14 protein-coding genes and 3 tRNA genes are annotated in these 19,326 nt (G+C 53.6%); 13 read left to right on the top strand and 4 right to left on the bottom strand.

What is annotated here, in order from left to right:
* The first annotated feature begins 56 nt into the window (after positions 1-56).
* Entirely contained in the window at positions 57-1,559 is a 1,503-nt protein-coding gene (yjeM, locus tag OGY08_RS15180) for a glutamate/gamma-aminobutyrate family transporter YjeM (RefSeq protein WP_008785995.1), read from the top strand.
* Positions 1,560-1,740: 181 nt separating this feature from the next.
* Here yjeM and mscM read toward each other — a convergent pair whose 3' ends face one another.
* The 3 genes from mscM to rsgA all read right to left on the bottom strand — a co-directional run bounded on the left by mscM (position 1,741) and on the right by rsgA (position 7,186).
* Complete coding sequence (gene mscM / locus OGY08_RS15175) at positions 1,741-5,055, bottom strand: miniconductance mechanosensitive channel MscM (protein WP_008785996.1); 3,315 nt, start codon at positions 5,053-5,055, stop codon at positions 1,741-1,743.
* Positions 5,056-5,072: 17 nt separating this feature from the next.
* On the bottom strand, positions 5,073-6,041 hold the full coding sequence (gene asd / locus OGY08_RS15170; RefSeq protein WP_008785997.1) for an archaetidylserine decarboxylase: 969 nt from the start codon (positions 6,039-6,041) through the stop codon (positions 5,073-5,075).
* Between the two features lie 92 nt (positions 6,042-6,133).
* Positions 6,134-7,186: a small ribosomal subunit biogenesis GTPase RsgA gene (rsgA, locus tag OGY08_RS15165; protein WP_286566003.1), complete on the bottom strand. Its 1,053-nt coding sequence runs from the start codon at positions 7,184-7,186 to the stop codon at positions 6,134-6,136.
* Positions 7,187-7,291: 105 nt separating this feature from the next.
* Between rsgA and orn the strand changes: the two genes are divergently transcribed.
* The 4 genes from orn (at position 7,292) to OGY08_RS15145 (ending at position 8,574) form a co-directional block, all read left to right on the top strand.
* The gene (orn, locus tag OGY08_RS15160) at positions 7,292-7,837 is read left to right on the top strand and encodes an oligoribonuclease (RefSeq protein ID WP_020996267.1); all 546 of its coding nucleotides are present in this window, start codon (positions 7,292-7,294) and stop codon (positions 7,835-7,837) included.
* Positions 7,838-8,033: 196 nt separating this feature from the next.
* A tRNA-Gly gene (locus tag OGY08_RS15155) sits at positions 8,034-8,109 on the top strand.
* Positions 8,110-8,265: 156 nt separating this feature from the next.
* Positions 8,266-8,341 (top strand) — tRNA-Gly (locus tag OGY08_RS15150).
* A 157-nt stretch (positions 8,342-8,498) separates the two neighbouring features.
* Positions 8,499-8,574 (top strand) — tRNA-Gly (locus tag OGY08_RS15145).
* Between the two features lie 269 nt (positions 8,575-8,843).
* Here the strand turns inward: OGY08_RS15145 and queG are convergent.
* On the bottom strand, positions 8,844-9,983 hold the full coding sequence (gene queG / locus OGY08_RS15140; protein ID WP_079934478.1) for a tRNA epoxyqueuosine(34) reductase QueG: 1,140 nt from the start codon (positions 9,981-9,983) through the stop codon (positions 8,844-8,846).
* Here queG and nnr point away from each other — a divergent pair.
* From nnr to hflK, 8 genes are all read left to right on the top strand, one after another.
* The gene (nnr, locus tag OGY08_RS15135; RefSeq protein ID WP_079934477.1) at positions 9,982-11,529 is read left to right on the top strand and encodes a bifunctional ADP-dependent NAD(P)H-hydrate dehydratase/NAD(P)H-hydrate epimerase; all 1,548 of its coding nucleotides are present in this window, start codon (positions 9,982-9,984) and stop codon (positions 11,527-11,529) included. The two genes, queG and nnr, sit on opposite strands and share 2 nt — an antisense overlap.
* Positions 11,501-11,962 (top strand): tRNA (adenosine(37)-N6)-threonylcarbamoyltransferase complex ATPase subunit type 1 TsaE, encoded by a 462-nt coding sequence (gene tsaE, locus OGY08_RS15130; protein WP_008786002.1) that lies wholly within the window; start codon positions 11,501-11,503, stop codon positions 11,960-11,962. The genes nnr and tsaE overlap by 29 nt, the downstream gene beginning before the upstream one ends.
* Before the next feature lie 16 nt (positions 11,963-11,978).
* Positions 11,979-13,307 carry an N-acetylmuramoyl-L-alanine amidase AmiB gene (amiB, locus tag OGY08_RS15125; protein ID WP_048215090.1) on the top strand — a complete coding sequence of 443 codons (1,329 nt, stop codon included), beginning with the start codon at positions 11,979-11,981 and terminating at the stop codon, positions 13,305-13,307.
* 9 nt (positions 13,308-13,316) lie between these two features.
* On the top strand, positions 13,317-15,191 hold the full coding sequence (gene mutL / locus OGY08_RS15120; protein ID WP_125363001.1) for a DNA mismatch repair endonuclease MutL: 1,875 nt from the start codon (positions 13,317-13,319) through the stop codon (positions 15,189-15,191).
* A complete protein-coding gene (miaA, locus tag OGY08_RS15115; protein WP_008786004.1) occupies positions 15,184-16,134 on the top strand; it encodes a tRNA (adenosine(37)-N6)-dimethylallyltransferase MiaA in 951 nt (316 codons plus the stop codon). Before mutL ends, miaA begins: the two co-directional genes overlap by 8 nt.
* Before the next feature lie 84 nt (positions 16,135-16,218).
* Positions 16,219-16,527 (top strand): RNA chaperone Hfq, encoded by a 309-nt coding sequence (gene hfq / locus OGY08_RS15110; RefSeq protein WP_003025584.1) that lies wholly within the window; start codon positions 16,219-16,221, stop codon positions 16,525-16,527.
* 74 nt (positions 16,528-16,601) lie between these two features.
* A complete protein-coding gene (hflX, locus tag OGY08_RS15105) occupies positions 16,602-17,882 on the top strand; it encodes a ribosome rescue GTPase HflX (RefSeq protein WP_003025589.1) in 1,281 nt (426 codons plus the stop codon).
* A gap of 189 nt (positions 17,883-18,071) precedes the next feature.
* Entirely contained in the window at positions 18,072-19,325 is a 1,254-nt protein-coding gene (gene hflK / locus OGY08_RS15100; protein ID WP_008786005.1) for an FtsH protease activity modulator HflK, read from the top strand.
* Position 19,326: the final 1 nt, after the last annotated feature.

The following is a 19,326-nucleotide window of genomic DNA, read 5'->3' as shown; positions in this document are numbered from 1 at the left end:
AGTGCCAACCGGTGAGCGGCGTTTGTTAAACGCTTGCCAGAGTAAGGGATGGTTTAATGACCCAAACAATAAAAAAGATGAGCCTGATAGGTCTCATTCTCATGATATTTACGTCAGTTTTCGGTTTTGCTAATAGCCCCTCCGCGTTCTATTTAATGGGGTATAGTGCAATACCGTGGTATATATTTTCTGCATTATTATTCTTTATTCCATTTGCTTTAATGATGGCGGAAATGGGTTCTGCCTATCGGAAAGAAGAGGGGGGAATCTATTCGTGGATGAATAATAGCGTTGGACCACGCTATGCGTTTATCGGCACGTTTATGTGGTTTTCTTCTTATGTGATCTGGATGGTTAGTACTGCGGCGAAAGTCTGGGTACCTTTTTCAACCTTCTTGTTTGGCGCAGATATGACGCAGCACTGGCGTATTGCAGGGCTTGAGCCTACGCAGGTTGTCGGGCTGCTCGCAGTCGGTTGGATGATCCTGGTGACCTGCGTGGCATCCCGGGGTATTAATAAGATTGCGCGTATTACGGCTGTAGGTGGAATTGCCGTAATGTGTCTTAATTTAGTTCTGTTGTTAGTGAGTGTCGCTATTTTGTTATTAACTGGTGGCCACTTTGCACAGGATATTAATTTCATCTCTTCGCCTAATCCAGGATATCAGTCTGGACTGGCAATGTTGTCATTTGTTGTGTTTGCCATTTTTGCTTACGGCGGAATTGAAGCTGTGGGGGGACTGGTTGATAAAACAGAAAAACCAGAAAAGAACTTTGCAAAAGGCATTGTCTTTGCCGCTATTGTCATTTCTGTTGGTTATTCACTGGCCATCTTTTTATGGGGCGTTAGCACCAACTGGCAGCAGGTATTAAGTAATAGCTCAGTTAACCTCGGGAATATTACCTATATCCTGATGAAAAGCCTCGGAATGACGTTGGGTAACGCGCTACATCTTTCCCCTGATGCCGCAATGGTGATGGGCGTATGGTTTGCACGTATTACCGGGCTTTCCATGTTCCTTGCCTACACCGGCGCTTTTTTCACCCTCAGCTACTCACCGCTGAAAGCGATTATTCAGGGCACGCCGAAGGCGTTGTGGCCCGCGCCGATGACCAAACTGAATGCCGTAGGGATGCCGACGACGGCAATGTGGTTACAGTGCCTGCTGGTGAGCCTGTTTATCCTGTTGGTTTCATTTGGTGGCGATACGGCTTCAGCGTTCTATAACAAACTGACGCTGATGGCGAACGTCTCAATGACGCTGCCGTATCTGTTCCTGGCGCTGGCGTTTCCGTTCTTTAAATCCCGTCCGGGTCTGGAAAGGCCGTTTGTTGTCTTTAAAACCCGAGCGGCGACGCTGCTGGCAACGGGAGTGGTCGTGCTGGTGGTGACGTTTGCCAACGTGTTCACCATCATCCAGCCGGTAATTGAAGCCGGGGACTGGAACAGCGCACTGTGGATGACCGGCGGTCCGATCTTCTTCTCACTGCTGGCGATGGCGATTTATCAGAACTACAGCCGTCGCACGACCAACGAGCCTGAGTGGGCGGTGGAATAAAGGCCATCTGGCGTTTATTGCCTGTTGCCGATCCGGACGCATATTAAGCCCGAAAATGTCTGTGCTCGGCGATGAAATGCCCGATGGTGCAAGCTTATCGGGCCTACAGGTTAATTGCAGACCCGTAGGCCGGATAAGACCCAACGGGTCGCCATCCGGCATTTCTTGCCTGCATTGTGCGTTACAAACTCCCTGCCGGGCGACTGCCTCTTCCTGCAGAACTTAATGTTCTCCCTGTTTGCTTACCGCCGAGGCTCTCCAGACGCATCTGGAACGGAGGGAACGGCATATCAATACCGTGCTCGCGGAAGCCTGCCAGAATCAGTTGATGGATTTCATGGCGCAGCGGCATGCGATGTCCCATCTCTGCGGCATAAATACGCAGTTCGAAGATTTGAATCCCCTGCTGCAGGTCAACCAGGAAGACTTCAGGTGCCGGATTATCGATAACCAGCGAACAGCGCTGCGCGGCAGTCAGCAGGATCTGCGTAACCTCCTCGCTATTAGCCTCCGACGGTGCCGGGATGGTTAACACCACACGGGTAACGGAATCGGATAACGACCAGTTGATAAACTGTTCAGTGATAAAGGCTTTGTTGGGCACGATGATCTCTTTGCGGTCCCAGTCGCTGATAGTGGTGGCGCGGGTATTAATTTTCGTCACGCTACCGGTAAGATCGCGAATCGTCACCGTGTCGCCAATGCGGATTGGTTTTTCAAACAGGATAATTAGGCCGGAAATAAAGTTGGCGAAGATCTCCTGCAAACCAAAGCCCAGACCGACACCGAGAGCCGCCACCAGCCATTGCAGTTTGGACCATTCAATACCGATCATCGAGAAGCCAACCAGACCGCCAATCAGCATCAGCAGATACTTGGTAATGGTGGTGATGGCATAACCGGTGCCGGGGGTTAAATCCAGATGTTGCAGTAGTGCCAGCTCCAGCAGTGCGGGTAGGTTGCGCACTAACTGGGTGGTGATGATGAATACCAGAATCGCGATAAGCACCGCGCCCAGCGTTATCGGTTCTAAGCTTTCCACGCCCTGAACCGTGGAGGTGACATCCCACAATGAGATGTTTTCCAGGAAGCCGAAAGCGGAATGAATTTCTGACCACAGTACAATGACCGAGAGCAGGGCGATAAGCATCAGGATAGAACGCACCAGGCGCAGCGATTGCGCGCTGATAGCATCCAGATCCACTTCGCTTTCATCAACGTCAATCGCGCCTTCAAGGCTGGTGGAATGCGGTGGTTCTTCTTCGCCCCGCGCGCGCTGCGCCAGCATTTCAGCGCGTCGATGCTTGGCGCGGTCGAACGCCAGGCGGCGGCGCTGGATCAGCATCCAACGGCGGATAACGTGATACACCACCAGTAATAAGAACCAAATCGCTACGGACGTTTCCAGACGAGCCAGCAGGGCTTGTGACGTGGCGAGGTAGCCTACTGCCGCGGCGAGAATGGCAATCAGCGGCGCACCCATCAGCATATTCCACAGCATGCTGTTAACCATGTTATCGCTGTTGCCCTCTTTATCGAGGTACAGCGGTATCCCGGCGCGTTTCAGGCTCAGGGTTACGACCGCCAGCGCACCGCAAATCAGAATAAAGCACAGACGTCCCAGTGAGGCGGAGAATTCCCGGTCATTGAGGTTATCAAACATAATCACCGCCATGATCAACGGGACAATCAGCCCGATGCTCATCAGGTAATAGTGCATGGCTTTCGCGACGCGGTTCCGCGGCCAGCCAAAGTGGGCAATGAACAGACCGTTAGGACGTGCAAAGGTGGCGCAGATCATTACCGCCCACAGCATGGGCACCGTGGCGGTAACGCCATCGCCGATCGCGACAGCCAACGGATAAGGCCAGGCTTCCTGCAATCCGTAACCGAGCGTTGCCCACAGCACTGGCAATGGTGAAGCGACGAGTATTGACCAGAATACCGTGCGTATTGTCAGCCAGAAGTGGTCCTGGGTGACTTTCCCGACCCGCGCGGACGAGCGTTCAAGGAAACGGGTGAAGTGCTTGCGCGAAGAGAGGCTAAAGCCAACTAACACCAACGCCGCGAACAGCGGTAGCAGCGTTTCTTTGCTGGTCAGCATCATGATGCTGGCTTTGCCCAACTGATTAAACGTATCTAATGAGATCAGACGCCGCAGATCCTGAACGATGTCGACAGGCCAGGAGAGGGAGATAGGGCTAACGTCTGACGTCCAGAACAGGTAGCGGTGTGTCGCTTCATTGACCTCTTTTAGCGCATCTTCCAGTTGGCTGTTGGAAACTTTGAGCTTGGTCAGCTCAAGGATCAGCGTATCGCCGCCCTGTAACAATGAGTTCAGCAACTCACGCTGGGTGCGTAGCTGGGCGTTGAGGATGCTGCTCTGTTCAGCGGTCAGAGGTTGTCCATCGGCCTGATGAATTTGACGCAGCTGCGGCTGTTTGTTGAGGAGATCCTCATAGCGCATGCGGTGTACGCGAAGCTGCGCCATTTCGGTATCCAACTGCTGAGGTTTAGGCATTTCCGGCAGACGGGATACCTGCGCTCGCAGCGCTTCTCCCAGCATATTTGAAACCCCAAGCCACTGAGACTGCTCTCGCAGCGTATTCAATGCCTGACGCACCTGCAGCGTTTGGCTGGCGGCCTGACGCTGCTGCGAAGCGACCAGGTCCATACGCTGTGCTTGCTGGTTTAAGGCCTGAGACAGCTCGCGGTTTACCTTGAACTGGTCGACAATGCCTTCCGGCAGTCCCGCGCTGTTTTCCGCCAGCAGTTCAGTGCTTTCCAGCGCTCGCTCAGCTTCACGCTGACGTTGACTGTTAAGCTGGTTGCGCAAAGCCTGCAGGTAAGCGTCGAGTTGTTGACTCTGTTTTTCCGCCAGTTCGGAGCGCATACGCGCCAGTTCCTGACGGTTATTGGCGGAAAGCTGCGCCAGCTCCAGTTCATCGACCTGGGCTTTAAGTTTGGCGGATTCAGCCTGCATCGCCTGATTCTGTGCGGAATTGCCGTTGGCCGTACCAATGCGTCGCTCAAGCTCATTGAGCTGGCGGCGGGCATCGGTTTGCTGTTGAGGAAGCTGGCTTAACGAGTCGGCGATTTCCCGGGCGCGATCCTGCTCCTGCTGGGCTTGACGACTCTTTTCCAGCAGTTGGCTGCTAACCTGGAGGATCTCCTGGTTTAACGCATCGGTAGTGAGTCCGGTTGGCACATTGCGCGGTTCATCACGCAGGTTACTAAGCTGCGCGCGTAACGTTGCGGACAGCTTGGGGAAGTTATCAATAACCTGCTGATATTGTTGGGCGCGCTCGAGAGAGCCTTTACGCTCCTCAAGGGCATTCAGCGCGGACTGGAGCGCCTCGACGGTTTCTGGCTGAGCGGGTTTTGCCGCTTTTGCCTGCTCCAGTTCCTGGGTGAGTTGTTTGGCATCGGGGGCCGTCGCAGCGTACGCCCCCAGGCTGAGGCACCAGGCCATCAGAAAAGTGATAATCAGGCGCACAGCAGCGATTCCTATGTTTAACTTTCGTCTTTTTTGTCGTCAACCAGCGGGCTGGCATCGTGTTCTGCTTCGATCTCTTCTTTCGCCAGTGGGGCCGGTTCTGCCTCTGGCGTCACGAAAGTCTCGGTCGAGATGGCCATTGGTTGGCCGATTTTGGTCACGGACAGATCCTGCAACTGCTCAACCAGGTTAACTTTGCCAGGTGCGAACAGGTTGATGACGGTGGAACCGAGCTTAAAGCGGCCCATTTCCTGACCTTTCAGCAGCGCCACCGACCCTTCGCTTTCGCCTTCCGGCCAGGTCCAGCGCTTGATGACGCCTTCACGCGGTGGAGTAATGGTGCCAGCCCATGCGGTTTCAATACTGCCGACGATGGTCGCGCCGACCAGAATCTGCACCATCGGGCCAAATTCGGTATCAAACAGACAGATTACACGTTCGTTGCGGGCAAACAGGTTCGGTACGTTTTGCGCAGTCAGGATGTTTACAGAGAAGAGATCGCCCGGCACGTACATCATTTCACGCAGGATACCGTTACACGGCATGTGTACACGGTGGTAATCGCGTGGAGACAAGTAAGTGGTCACAAACGTACCGTTGCGGAATTTGTCCGCCATCTGATAGTTGCCAGCCAGCAGCGCTTCAAGGGTATAACTGTGCCCTTTAGCCTGCAGCAGTTTGTCTTCCTCGATGTTGCCTAACTGGTTAATCACACCGTCAGCGGGCATGACCAGTACGTTTGGATCGGTATTAATCGGGCGAGCATCATCGCGCAGCGGGCGAACAAAGAAGTCGTTGAAGGTGCGATAGCTGGCGGTGTCCGGCTTTTGCGCCTCTTTCATATCGACCTTGTAATATTTCACGAACAGATCGATAACCAGTTTGGTCAGCCATCCCGCTCGTTTGCTCGCACCCCAACCCGCCAGGCGAGTGAGCCATAGTTTCGGCAGAATGTATTGTAGCGAAAGCTTAAATGAGTTTAACAAGGTAGCCTCCAGGCCATAATTTGTTCCCGATCCGGCATACGGGCCGGATCCTGAAAAAAGGGGGACGATTCTAGCGATGCTTAGCTTAGTTGTCAGTTGTCTGTATCAGAAAAGTTTTTACGCGTTTTTACCTGCGCCATGCTTTCCAGGATGCGGTGATAATTTTCAAACCGGGTTTCGGCTATGGCCCCTTTTTCTACAGCCTCACGGATAGCGCAGCCTGGATCGGTATCATGCTTGCAGTCGCGGTATTTGCAATGGCCCAGGTAGTCATGAAATTCGACAAAGCCATGCGTGATTTGTTCCGGTTCCAGATGCCACAGTCCAAACTCACGTACGCCAGGGGAGTCGATAACGTCGCCGCCGTGCGGGAAGTGATACAGGCGAGAGGCCGTGGTGGTGTGCTGTCCAAGGCCGGAGTTGTCAGAGACATCATTGGTCAGGATCTCTTCCTGCAGGCCGAGGAGGTTATTGAGCAGGCTGGATTTACCTACGCCCGATTGACCGGCAAAAATGCTGATGCGATCGGTTAATGCTTCTTCAAGCGGTTTCAGGCCGTCTTTTGTGCGGCTTGATACCATCAACACCCGATAGCCAATGTTGCGATAGATATCCATCTGTTCGTTAACGAAGGCCATGCCTTCATCATCCAGCAGATCGATCTTATTCAGCACGATAATCGGTTCAATGTGTAGCGTTTCGCAGGCTACCAGATACCGGTCGATAATATTGAGTGACAGCTCGGGTAAGATGGCTGAGACAATAACGATCTGGTCGATGTTGGCGGCAATAGGCTTTACCCCGTCGTAAAAGTCGGGGCGTGTCAGTACCGAAGTACGATCGTGTACCGCTTCAACGATACCTTTGACATTCACGCCTTCAGCTGCCGCTTTACCCGGGCGCCAGACTACGCGATCGCCAGTAACCAGCGAGCGAATTGTACGGCGGATGTTGCAACGGTGAATTTCACCGTCAGCAGACTCTACGTCGGCATGCATGCCAAAACGGCTGATAACGATGCCTTCAGCGGTTTCGCCAAACAGGTTGTCGTCGTAGTCGGGCTTCTCCGTGGACGTTTTAAGACGACGCTGGTGATTGGCGTTCACACGGCGCTGTTGGCCTTTGGAGAGTTTATTCTTACTCAATCGGACTGGCTCCTGGTCGCCCATGATGGGCAAAACATTTATGATACACACAATTTTAGATCAATGTAGTCACACTGAATGTGACGCTGAAGGGTGGAAAATAGCATGAGTGCCAATGAAAACAACCTGATTTGGATCGATCTGGAGATGACAGGTCTGGATCCCGAGCGCGATCGCATTATTGAGATCGCCACGCTGGTGACGGATGCCAACCTGAATATTCTGGCTGAAGGACCGACAATTGCGGTGCACCAGTCCGACGAACAGCTGGCATTAATGGATGACTGGAACGTACGTACGCATACCGGTAGCGGGCTGGTGGAGCGCGTGAAGGCGAGCACCATGGGCGATCGTGAAGCTGAACTGGCCACGCTGGCTTTTTTGAAAGAGTGGGTTCCGGAAGGGAAATCACCTATCTGCGGCAACAGCATCGGGCAGGATCGTCGTTTCCTGTTTAAATACATGCCGGAGCTGGAGGCGTATTTCCATTATCGCTATCTGGACGTCAGCACGCTCAAAGAGCTGGCGCGTCGTTGGAAGCCGGAAATCCTCGCGGGCTTCACCAAGCAGGGAACACATCAGGCGATGGACGACATTCGTGAATCTGTTGCTGAGCTTGCTTACTATCGCGAACATTTTATTAATCTTTGATTTTGTTCTCCGGTGGCTTGCGTCACCGGTTTTTTGACGCTAAATTGTTCAGCTTGATTGTAAATTAATCACTTGAACGAATTTTCGAAAAAAACGCTTTCAGGGGGGTTGCAGCTAAACGGATTTCTCGTATAATGCGCCTCCCGTAACGACGCAGAAATGCGAATTACGACAGCAACAAAAGCAGTACAGATTTGCGGGAATAGCTCAGTTGGTAGAGCACGACCTTGCCAAGGTCGGGGTCGCGAGTTCGAGTCTCGTTTCCCGCTCCAAAATTTGAAAATGCTTGTAAAGCACAGACCACCAATCGCAGGATTTCGAATTGCGACAAGACGGCAACTGAATGAGTCCTTAGGAGCTTACTGAAGTAAGTGACTCAGGCGAATGAAGGCAGCCAACGCTGTAGCGGTTCGAAAGACGAAGATTATGCGGGAATAGCTCAGTTGGTAGAGCACGACCTTGCCAAGGTCGGGGTCGCGAGTTCGAGTCTCGTTTCCCGCTCCAAAATTTGAAAGTGCTTGTTAAGCACAGACCACCAAATCGCAGGATTTCGAATTGCGACAAGGCGGCAACTGAATGAGTCCTTAGGAGCTTACTGAAGTAAGTGACTCAGGCGAATGAAGGCAGCCAACGCAGTAGTGGTTCGAAAGACGAAGATTAAGCGGGAATAGCTCAGTTGGTAGAGCACGACCTTGCCAAGGTCGGGGTCGCGAGTTCGAGTCTCGTTTCCCGCTCCAAATTCTTACCTCAATAAAAATATCCACAACGAATAATCGCGTTGGGGACGTTTTGTTTCGTCATTGACATACTCTTGTAAACAGACTTATCCACAGCTTCGGGTATTATTCCTGGAATGCAAAAAACTTCGCCGGGTGAATAGTATCATTTTAACTATTTGAAATTATTAATTTAATTATCATTGCAAATTGTTAATGCGATCACTTGACGATTTTTTCCCTCTTGAATATCAATGTGTTTTTATTTTTATACACAAGCTGTGGATGACTTAAGCGTCGCGCGGCAGACCCTTCTCAATGACCCTGACCAAACGTTGTTTCTGCGGTAGCTGCACCTCAACTACGCAGGCATTTCGCTTCTCGATTTGCTGAGCAACCGCCCACTCTATGTGTTCGTCGAGAAGTGGGTGCTCACCTCTGCGACTTTCCAGTGCGTGAAGAATGGCTTCATCCCAGGGAGCATTGCCCAACGCAACGGCGATATTTCGCAGCCAGCGCAGGTGGCCAATACGACGAATGGCAGACCCCTCCGTGACTTTTAAAAACCACGCTTCGCTCCAGCTAAACAGCTCTATTAACTCCGGAGCATGAAGCTGCTTGCGCGGGTTGAAGTCATCCTCTGCCGTCAACTGTGAATAGCGGTTCCACGGGCAAATAAGCTGGCAATCATCGCAGCCATAAATTCGATTCCCCATCAAGGGACGAAATTCTTCCGGGATCGCGCCTTCCAGTTCGATAGTGAGATAAGAGATACAGCGGCGCGCATCCACCGTATAGGGTTCAACAATGGCCCCGGTGGGACAGATGGTCATGCAGGCGACGCATTTCCCGCATCCTTCTTCTACTGGTTGGTCGATCGGCAAGGGTAAATCGATCAGTAATTCCCCGAGGAAGAAAAATGATCCAGCTTCACGATTGAGGATAAGTGAGTGCTTACCTGTCCAGCCAAGCCCGGCTTTTTCCGCTAACGGACGCTCAAGAATGGGCGCAGAATCGACAAAAGGTCTAAAATTCAGCGAAACGCAGTGCTGTTGAATCATCTCTCCCAGCTTTTTTAAGCGGTTACGTAGCAGCTTATGGTAGTCGCGCCCCAGCGCGTAACGGCTGACGTAACCCAGAGAAGGATTCTTCAACGTGCTGGCGAAGGCCGCATTGGCAGGAAGATAGTTCATACGTACGCTGATGACACGTAGCGTACCGGGCAATAATTCGTGAGGTCGGGCGCGCATCATGCCGTGACGGGCCATCCAGTCCATCTCGCCGTGGTATTGTTTATCCAGCCAGGCCTGCAGTTTGGGTTCCGCTTCGCTGAGGTCGGTATCGGCAATCCCGACCTGCTGAAAGCCAAGCTCCAGCCCCCACTGCTTAATATTTTGCGCTAACTGATTGAGATCGAGGGGCTCTGACATGACGGACCATACAATGAAGAAAAACCCCGCAAGTATACCACACTCCATCTGGCACGCCGATGACATCAGGCGGATGGAGCGAGAGGCGGCAGACAGTTCAGGGCTGACGCTGTACGAACTGATGCAACGGGCGGGAGAGGCGGCGTTTCAGGTCACTCGTGAGGCTTATCCGAACGCCCGGCACTGGCTGGTGCTATGTGGTCATGGCAACAACGGCGGTGATGGTTACGTAGTGGCAAGACTTGCCAAAGCGCTGGGTCTTGAAGTTACGTTGCTGGCGCAGGAAAGTGACAAACCGCTCCCCGAGGAGGCGCAGCAGGCGCGTGATGCCTGGCTTAACGCTGGTGGCGTCATTCACGCGGCGGATATCAATTGGCCAAATAACGTGGACGTCATTATTGATGCGCTGTCAGGCACTGGCTTAAAACATGCGCCGCGTGAGTCTCTCTCGGTATTGATTGAACGTGCCAATTCTCACCCAGCCCCCACCGTGGCGATAGATATTCCCTCCGGCCTGCTGGCGCAGACGGGAGCGACGCCGGGCGCGGTCATCAACGCAGCGCATACCATTACCTTTATTGCACTCAAGCCGGGCCTGCTCACCGGTAAAGCGCGCGATGTCACCGGGCGTCTGCATGTTAACGCACTTGGGCTGGACGACTGGCTGGCGGGACAGAATGCGCCAATTCAACGTTTTGATGTTCAACAGCTTGCGCACTGGCTAACGCCGCGTCGACCCACCTCGCACAAGGGTTCCCACGGTCGACTGGTGATTATCGGCGGTGACCACGGTACGGCAGGCGCAATACGCATGGCCGGGGAAGCCGCGCTGCGAGCAGGTGCCGGGCTGGTCAAAGTGCTGACGCGCAGTGAAAACATTGCGCCTATTTTGACAGCCAGACCGGAACTGATGGTCGATGCGCTGACGCCGCAGACGCTGGAAGAGAGCCTGGCGTGGGCGGATGTAGTGGTGATAGGCCCCGGGCTTGGTCAGCAGGAGTGGGGCAAAAAAGCGCTGCAAAAAGTGGAGAATTTTCGCAAACCGATGCTCTGGGATGCGGATGCGCTGAACCTGCTGGCAATCAACCCCGATAAACGTCACAATCGCGTGATCACGCCGCATCCGGGAGAAGCCGCGCGACTGCTGGGCTGTTCCATTGCAGAAATTGAAGACGATCGCTTACTTTGTGCACAACGTCTGGTAAAACGGTACGGAGGCGTGGTGGTGCTGAAAGGCGCGGGTACGGTTATTGCTGCTGAACAGGCGGAGTTGGGTATTATTGATACCGGCAATGCCGGGATGGCCAGCGGCGGAATGGGGGATGTGCTTTCCGGTATTATTGGCGCATTGCTCGGACAGAAGCTTACCCCGTATGATGCAGCATGTGCGGGATGTGTTGCGCACGGAGCGGCGGCGGATGTGCTGGCGGCGCGTTTTGGTACGCGCGGCATGCTGGCGACAGATCTCTTTACCACGCTACAGCGTATTGTTAACCCTGATGTGATTGACGTTTATCATGATGAATCGAGTAATTCCACTACCTGATGAGCAGGCGACTTTAGACCTGGGACTGCGGGTAGCCAAAGCCTGTGACGGCGCGACGGTTATATATTTGTACGGCGACCTGGGGGCGGGTAAAACCACCTTCAGCCGGGGATTTCTGCAGGCGTTAGGTCATAAAGGTAATGTAAAAAGCCCCACCTACACGCTGGTTGAACCCTATTCACTCGATAACTTGATGGTATATCACTTCGATTTATACCGACTTGCGGACCCAGAGGAGCTGGAATTTATGGGGATCCGCGATTATTTTGCCAATGATGCCATCTGCCTGGTGGAATGGCCGCAACAAGGTAAAGGTGTACTGCCAGACCCGGACGTCGAAATACACATTGAATACCAGGCGCAAGGTCGAGAGGCGCGTGTAAGCGCAGTCTCCTCATCAGGTGATTTATTGCTGGCGCGTTTAGCCGATTAACCTTAAGGGTGGCGGGATGATTTATCGCATCAGAAACTGGCTGATGGCAACCCTGGTCCTGCTGTGCGCGCAGGCAGGGGCCGCCAGCCTCTCCGATCTTCAGGTGTCCAATGGCGATCAACAGGCGCGGATTACGCTGAGCTTTATTGGCGATCCTGAATATGCCGTTTCGCAGGACGGGAAACGAACCGTCGCGCTGGATATTAAACAAACCGGTGTGATTCAGGGGTTACCGCTGCTGTTTAGCGGCAATAATCTGGTGAAATCTATCCGTTCCGGCACGCCAAAAGATGCGCAGTCTCTGCGCCTGGTGGTGGATTTAACCGAGAACGGTAAAGCCGAAGCAGTAAAACGCCAGAACGGCGGCAATTATACCGTCGTGTTTACCATCAACGCTGATGCGCCGCCGCCGCCTCCACCTCCCGTGGTTGCAAAGCGTGTTGAAGCGCCGATTGTTGCCCCACGTCCTGTCGAGCCAGCGCGCAATCCGTTTAAAGCAGAAAACGATCGCACTACGGCTGTGACTAACAGCAATACCTCCACGCGCCCTGCGGCGCGCGCCAGCACCAGCAACGGCGATAAAGTGGTGATTGCCATTGATGCCGGACACGGTGGACAGGATCCTGGCGCTATTGGTCCTGGCGGCACGCGTGAGAAAAACGTCACGATTGCCGTGGCGCGCAAGCTGCGCAGTTTGCTCAATGATGACCCGATGTTTAAAGGTGTACTCACCCGTGATGGTGATTACTTTATCTCGGTGATGGGGCGTTCAGACGTCGCGCGTAAACAAAACGCCAATTTCCTGGTTTCTATTCACGCGGATGCCGCGCCAAATCGTGATGCCACAGGTGCTTCCGTTTGGGTGCTGTCAAACCGTCGGGCGAACAGTGAGATGGCCGGCTGGCTGGAACAGCACGAGAAGCAATCGGAGCTGTTGGGCGGCGCGGGCGATGTGCTGGCAAACAGCCAGTCCGATCCTTATCTCAGCCAGGCCGTACTGGATCTGCAGTTCGGTCATTCGCAGCGCGTCGGGTATGATGTGGCGACCAGCATGATCGGCCAGTTAGAACGTATTGGTTCGATGCATAAGCGTCGTCCAGAACACGCCAGTCTTGGCGTACTGCGTTCGCCTGATATCCCGTCAGTGCTGGTTGAAACTGGCTTTATCAGTAACAACAGCGAAGAGCGCTTGTTGGCGAGCGATGATTATCAGCAGCAACTGGCTGAGGCGATATACAAAGGATTGCGTAACTATTTCCAGGCGCACCCGATGCAAACCGGGCCGCAGGGCGCACCGGCGCAAACCGCCAGCGCCATATCGCCGGGTAACACGTTAACAAATTAAGGATTAGCCATGCCGATTCAGGTTCTACCGCCACAGCTGGCGAACCAGATTGCCGCAGGCGAGGTGGTAGAACGGCCTGCGTCTGTGGTGAAAGAGCTGGTGGAAAACAGCATCGATGCCGGTGCGACGCGCATTGATATCGATATTGAACGCGGCGGCGCGAAGCTTATCCGTATTCGTGACAACGGCTGCGGGATTAAAAAAGACGAGCTGGCGTTGGCGTTGGCGCGTCATGCCACCAGTAAAATAGCCTCGCTTGACGATCTTGAAGCCATCGTGAGCCTCGGATTTCGCGGCGAAGCGCTGGCCAGTATCAGCTCCGTGTCTCGCTTAACCCTTACATCGCGTACGCAAGAACAACCCGAAGCCTGGCAGGCGTATGCCGAAGGGCGTGACATGGATGTCACAGTTAAACCCGCTGCGCATCCGGTGGGAACCACGCTGGAGGTGCTAGATCTGTTCTACAACACCCCGGCGCGGCGCAAATTTATGCGCACCGAGAAAACCGAATTTAATCATATCGACGAGATTATTCGCCGCATTGCGCTGGCGCGTTTTGATGTGACGATAAATTTGTCGCACAACGGCAAAGTGGTGCGTCAGTACCGGGCAGTGGCCGCGGATGGGCAGAAAGAGCGCCGACTGGGCGCGATTTGCGGCACGCCGTTTCTGGAGCATGCGCTGACGATCGAATGGCAGCATGGCGATTTAACATTGCGCGGCTGGGTGGCCGATCCTAACCACACAACGGCAGCACTGGCAGAAATCCAGTACTGCTACGTGAATGGTCGGATGATGCGCGACCGGCTGATCAACCATGCTATCCGCCAGGCCTGTGAAGATAAGCTGGGAGCCGATCAACAGCCCGCTTTTGTGTTGTATCTGGAAATCGATCCGCATCAAGTGGATGTCAACGTACACCCTGCTAAACATGAGGTCCGTTTCCATCAATCCCGGCTGGTGCACGATTTTATTTACCAGGGCGTGTTGAGTGTCCTGCAACAGCAGCTTGAAACGCCGCTGCCGTTGGCTGATGACGACGAACCCGCCCCAAGGCACATTCCGGAAAACCGCGTTGCTGCTGGACGCAACCATTTTGCCGAGCCGGCTCCCGCGCGTGAACCTGCGACACCGCGGTACTCAGCATCCGCTGGCACTGGAAGTGGCAATAGTGGTGGCGGTGGCCGTCAGGCGGGAGCCAGTTGGCCTCGTGCTCAACCCGGATACCAAAAGCAGCAGGGCGAAATTTATCAGCAACTGATGCAGACGCCTGCTCCAACGCGTAAAACGCCGGTCTCTGAAACGCCATCGACGCCTCTGACTGGCAGCAGTCAGGGCTTTGGCCGGGTGCTAACGATAGTTGGTGCAGACTGCGCGTTACTCGAGTGCGATGGCCATATTCGGTTGTTGGCATTACCGGTGGCTGAGCGTTGGCTGCGTCAGGCGCAGTTAACGCCGGATCAGGGAGCGGTTTGTGCTCAACCGTTACTGATCCCTTTACGTCTAAAAGTGACCGCTGATGAAAAAGCGGCACTGCAAAAAGGACAGAGCCAACTGGCTGAGTTGGGCATTGAATTTCAGCTGGATGCGCAGCATGTGACCATCCGGGCGGTGCCTTTACCCTTACGCCAACAAAATTTACAAATCTTGATTCCTGAACTGATAGGCTACCTGGCGCAGCAATCCGTATTCGAGCCGGGCAATATTGCACAGTGGATCGCACGTAACCTGATGAGCGAGCATCCACAGTGGAGCATGGCACAGGCGATTACGCTGTTAGCGGATGTTGAGCGGCTCTGCCCACAACTCGTGAAGGCACCGCCGGGTGGTCTGTTACAACCTGTTGATTTACATTCGGTAATGAATGCCCTGAAACATGAGTGATACCCGTAAGGCGAGCCTGCCAAAGGCGATTTTTTTGATGGGGCCAACGGCCTCCGGTAAAACGGCATTAGCAATTGAATTGCGTAAAGTTTTGCCCATAGAGTTGATAAGCGTTGATTCCGCCCTTATTTACAAGGGGATGGATATCGGTACAGCTAAGCCTGATGCAGCTGAATTACAGGCCGCACCGCACCGATTGCTGGATATCCGCGATCCATCGCAGGCGTACTCCGCTGCGGATTTTCGTCGCGATGCGTTAGCCGAGATGGCCGACATCACCGCCGCGGGCCGTATCCCGTTGCTGGTGGGCGGCACAATGTTATATTTCAAAGCCTTGCTTGAAGGACTGTCGCCGTTACCGTCGGCGGACCCGGAAGTCAGGGCCAGAATTGAGCAGCAGGCGGCAGAGCAGGGTTGGGACGCGTTACACCGACAGCTTCAGGACATCGATCCCGTGGCAGCGGCGCGTATTCATCCAAATGATCCGCAAAGACTTTCCCGGGCACTGGAAGTTTTTTTCATTTCGGGTAAAACTTTAACGGAGCTGACGCAAACGTCAGGAGATGCTTTGCCGTATCAGGTGCATCAGTTTGCAATCGCCCCGGCGAGCCGTGAACTGCTCCATCAGCGAATTGAGCAGCGTTTTCATCAGATGTTAGCTTCAGGTTTTGAAGCAGAAGTCCGGGCGCTTTTTGCCCGTGGAGATTTGCATACGGATTTGCCTTCCATTCGTTGTGTAGGGTATCGCCAGATGTGGTCATACATTGAAGGTGAAATTTCATACGATGAAATGGTTTATAGAGGTGTTTGCGCCACGAGGCAGTTGGCGAAGCGACAGGTAACCTGGTTGCGTGGTTGGGAAGGGGTGCACTGGCTTGACAGTGAAAAGCCTGACCAGGCGCGAAACGAAGTATTACAGGTTGTTGGTGCTATCGCGAACTGAATGTGTACAATTGAAACGTATCGTGCGCAATTTTTCAGAATCGAAAGGTTCAAAGTACAAATAAGCATATAAGGAAAAGAGAGAATGGCTAAGGGGCAATCTTTACAAGATCCGTTCCTGAACGCACTGCGTCGGGAACGTGTTCCAGTTTCTATTTATTTGGTGAATGGTATTAAGCTGCAAGGTCAAATCGAGTCTTTTGATCAGTTCGTGATCCTGTTGAAAAACACGGTCAGCCAGATGGTTTATAAGCACGCGATTTCTACTGTTGTCCCGTCTCGTCCGGTTTCTCATCACAGCAATAATGCCACCGGCGGCACAGGCAGCAACTACCATCACGGTAGCAACGCGCAAGGTTCATCTGCGCAACAGGACAGCGAAGAAACCGAATAAGGTTATTAGCTGTTTTACATACGGGGAGCCAGCGATCCTGTGTTCCCCGTTGATTTATATTAAGGGGTTGACGCTTGTTTGACCGTTATGATGCCGGTGAGCAGGCGGTACTGGTACACATCTATTTTTCGCAAGACAAAGATATGGAAGACCTCCAGGAGTTTGAATCTCTGGTTTCTTCCGCCGGTGTCGAAGCAATGCAGGTGATTACCGGGAGCCGTAAAGCACCGCACCCGAAGTATTTTGTTGGTGAAGGTAAGGCAATCGAAATTGCCGAAGCCGTAAAAGCGACTGGCGCTGCGGTGGTGATTTTTGATCATGCTCTAAGCCCTGCCCAGGAACGTAACCTGGAACAGTTGTGCCAGTGTCTTGTTATCGACAGGACTGGTCTCATTTTAGATATTTTTGCCCAGCGTGCGCGAACCCATGAGGGTAAGTTGCAGGTTGAGCTGGCGCAGTTGCGCCATATGGCTACGCGTCTGGTCCGTGGCTGGACTCACCTTGAACGGCAAAAGGGCGGGATTGGTTTGCGCGGTCCGGGTGAAACCCAGCTCGAAACCGACCGTCGTTTGCTGCGTAATCGCATTTTGCAGATACAGTCGCGCCTGGAAAAAGTTGAAAAGCAACGTGAGCAGGGGCGACAGTCGCGCAAGAAAGCGGATGTCCCAACCGTATCACTGGTGGGATATACCAACGCCGGAAAATCCACCCTGTTCAACCAGATCACCGAAGCCCGGGTCTACGCAGCGGATCAGCTGTTTGCGACCCTGGACCCGACGCTACGCAGAATAGACGTGGCGGACGTGGGTGAGACCGTGCTGGCGGATACCGTTGGGTTTATCCGTCATTTGCCGCACGACCTGGTGGCGGCGTTTAAGGCCACCTTGCAGGAAACACGTCAGGCGACATTGTTGCTGCACGTTATTGATGCAGCAGATTTTCGTGTGCAGGAAAACATTGAGGCCGTCGACACGGTGCTCGAAGAGATCGATGCGCATGAGATCCCGACCCTGCTGGTGATGAATAAAATCGATATGTTGGATGACTTTGAGCCGCGTATCGACAGAGATGAAGAGAATAAACCCATTCGCGTTTGGGTATCAGCGCAAACGGGGATTGGTATACCACAACTTTTTCAGGCTTTGACTGAGCGACTTTCCGGTGAGGTGGCGCAGCATACGTTGCGTTTGCCGCCGCAGGAAGGGCGTTTGAGAAGCCGGTTTTATCAACTTCAGGCAATAGAAAAAGAGTGGATGGAGGAGGACGGCAGCGTAGGTCTGCAGGTTCGTATGCCGATCGTAGACTGGCGTCGCCTCTGTAAACAAGAACCGGCACTGGAAGACTATGTTGTCTGATCTGACGGATATGGCCTGAAGATTTTTTCGCCTCTATACCTTGTGGATTTTGTGCGGCAGGAAGGCGGCAAGTCCTGAAATCTCCAGGAGCATAGTCAACTATGTGACTGGCGTTGAGGGACGCAGCCAACGCAACGGCAGCGCAAAAGACGCAGGTATAGCATCGCATAACAAATATGGAGCACAAAAATGGCGTGGAATCAGCCCGGTAATAACGGACAAGACCGCGACCCCTGGGGAAGCAGCAAACCTGGCGGCAACCCTGAGGGAAATGGAAACAAAGGTGGTCGCGAGCAGGGACCTCCCGATCTGGACGATATCTTCCGCAAACTGAGTAAAAAGCTCGGTGGTCTGGGTGGCGGTAAAGGTACTGGCTCTGGCGGCGGTAGTTCATCGCAAGGCCCGCGTCCGCAACTGGGCGGTCGAGTCTTTACTATCGCAGCGGCCGCTATCGTCATTATCTGGGCGGCCAGCGGTTTCTATACCATTAAAGAAGCGGAACGCGGCGTGGTGACACGCTTCGGTAAATTCAGCCATTTGGTTGAACCGGGTCTGAACTGGAAACCGACCTTTGTCGACGAAGTGACACCGGTCAACGTTGAAGCCGTGCGTGAACTTGCCGCATCCGGCGTCATGCTGACCTCTGACGAAAACGTCGTGCGCGTCGAAATGAACGTACAGTACCGCGTGACCGATCCGCAGCGTTACCTGTTTAGCGTAACCAGCGCGGATGACAGTCTGCGTCAGGCTACCGACAGTGCCCTGCGTGGGGTTATCGGTAAATACACCATGGACCGTATCTTGACCGAAGGTCGTACCGTTATTCGTAGCGATACCCAACGCGAACTGGAAGAAACGATCCGTCCGTACAACATGGGTATCACTCTGCTGGACGTCAACTTCCAGGCTGCACGTCCGCCGGAAGAAGTAAAAGCCGCGTTTGACGATGCTATCGCAGCACGTGAAAACGAACAGCAGTACATCCGTGAAGCGGAAGCGTACACCAACGAAGTTCAGCCGCGTGCAAACGGCCAGGCGCAGCGTATTCTGGAAGAAGCGCGTGCGTATAAGACTCAGACAATCCTGGAAGCACAGGGTGAAGTGGCTCGCTTCGCAAAAATTCTGCCGGAATATAAAGCCGCACCGCAAATTACCCGCGAGCGTCTGTATATCGAAACCATGGAAAAAGTGCTGAGCAATACCCGCAAAGTCCTGGTTAACGATAAAGGCAGCAATTTGATGGTTCTGCCGCTGGATCAAATGCTGAAAGGTGGTAGTGCACCAGCAGCAAAGACTGACAGCAGTTCAAACCTGCTGCGTCTGCCGCCAGCAACGACTTCCAGCACTGGAGCAAGCAACACATCGTCCACCAGTCAGGGCGATATTATGGACCAACGCCGCGCGAATGCGCAGCGTAACGACTACCAGCGTCAGGGGGAATAAC

Origin of the sequence: Citrobacter sp. Cpo069 (assembly GCF_030332785.1) — a bacterium.
In the GTDB taxonomy this organism is placed as follows: domain Bacteria; phylum Pseudomonadota; class Gammaproteobacteria; order Enterobacterales; family Enterobacteriaceae; genus Citrobacter; species Citrobacter portucalensis.
Note: the sequence above shows the minus strand (reverse complement) of the source record. Positions and strands in the feature narration are given on the sequence as shown.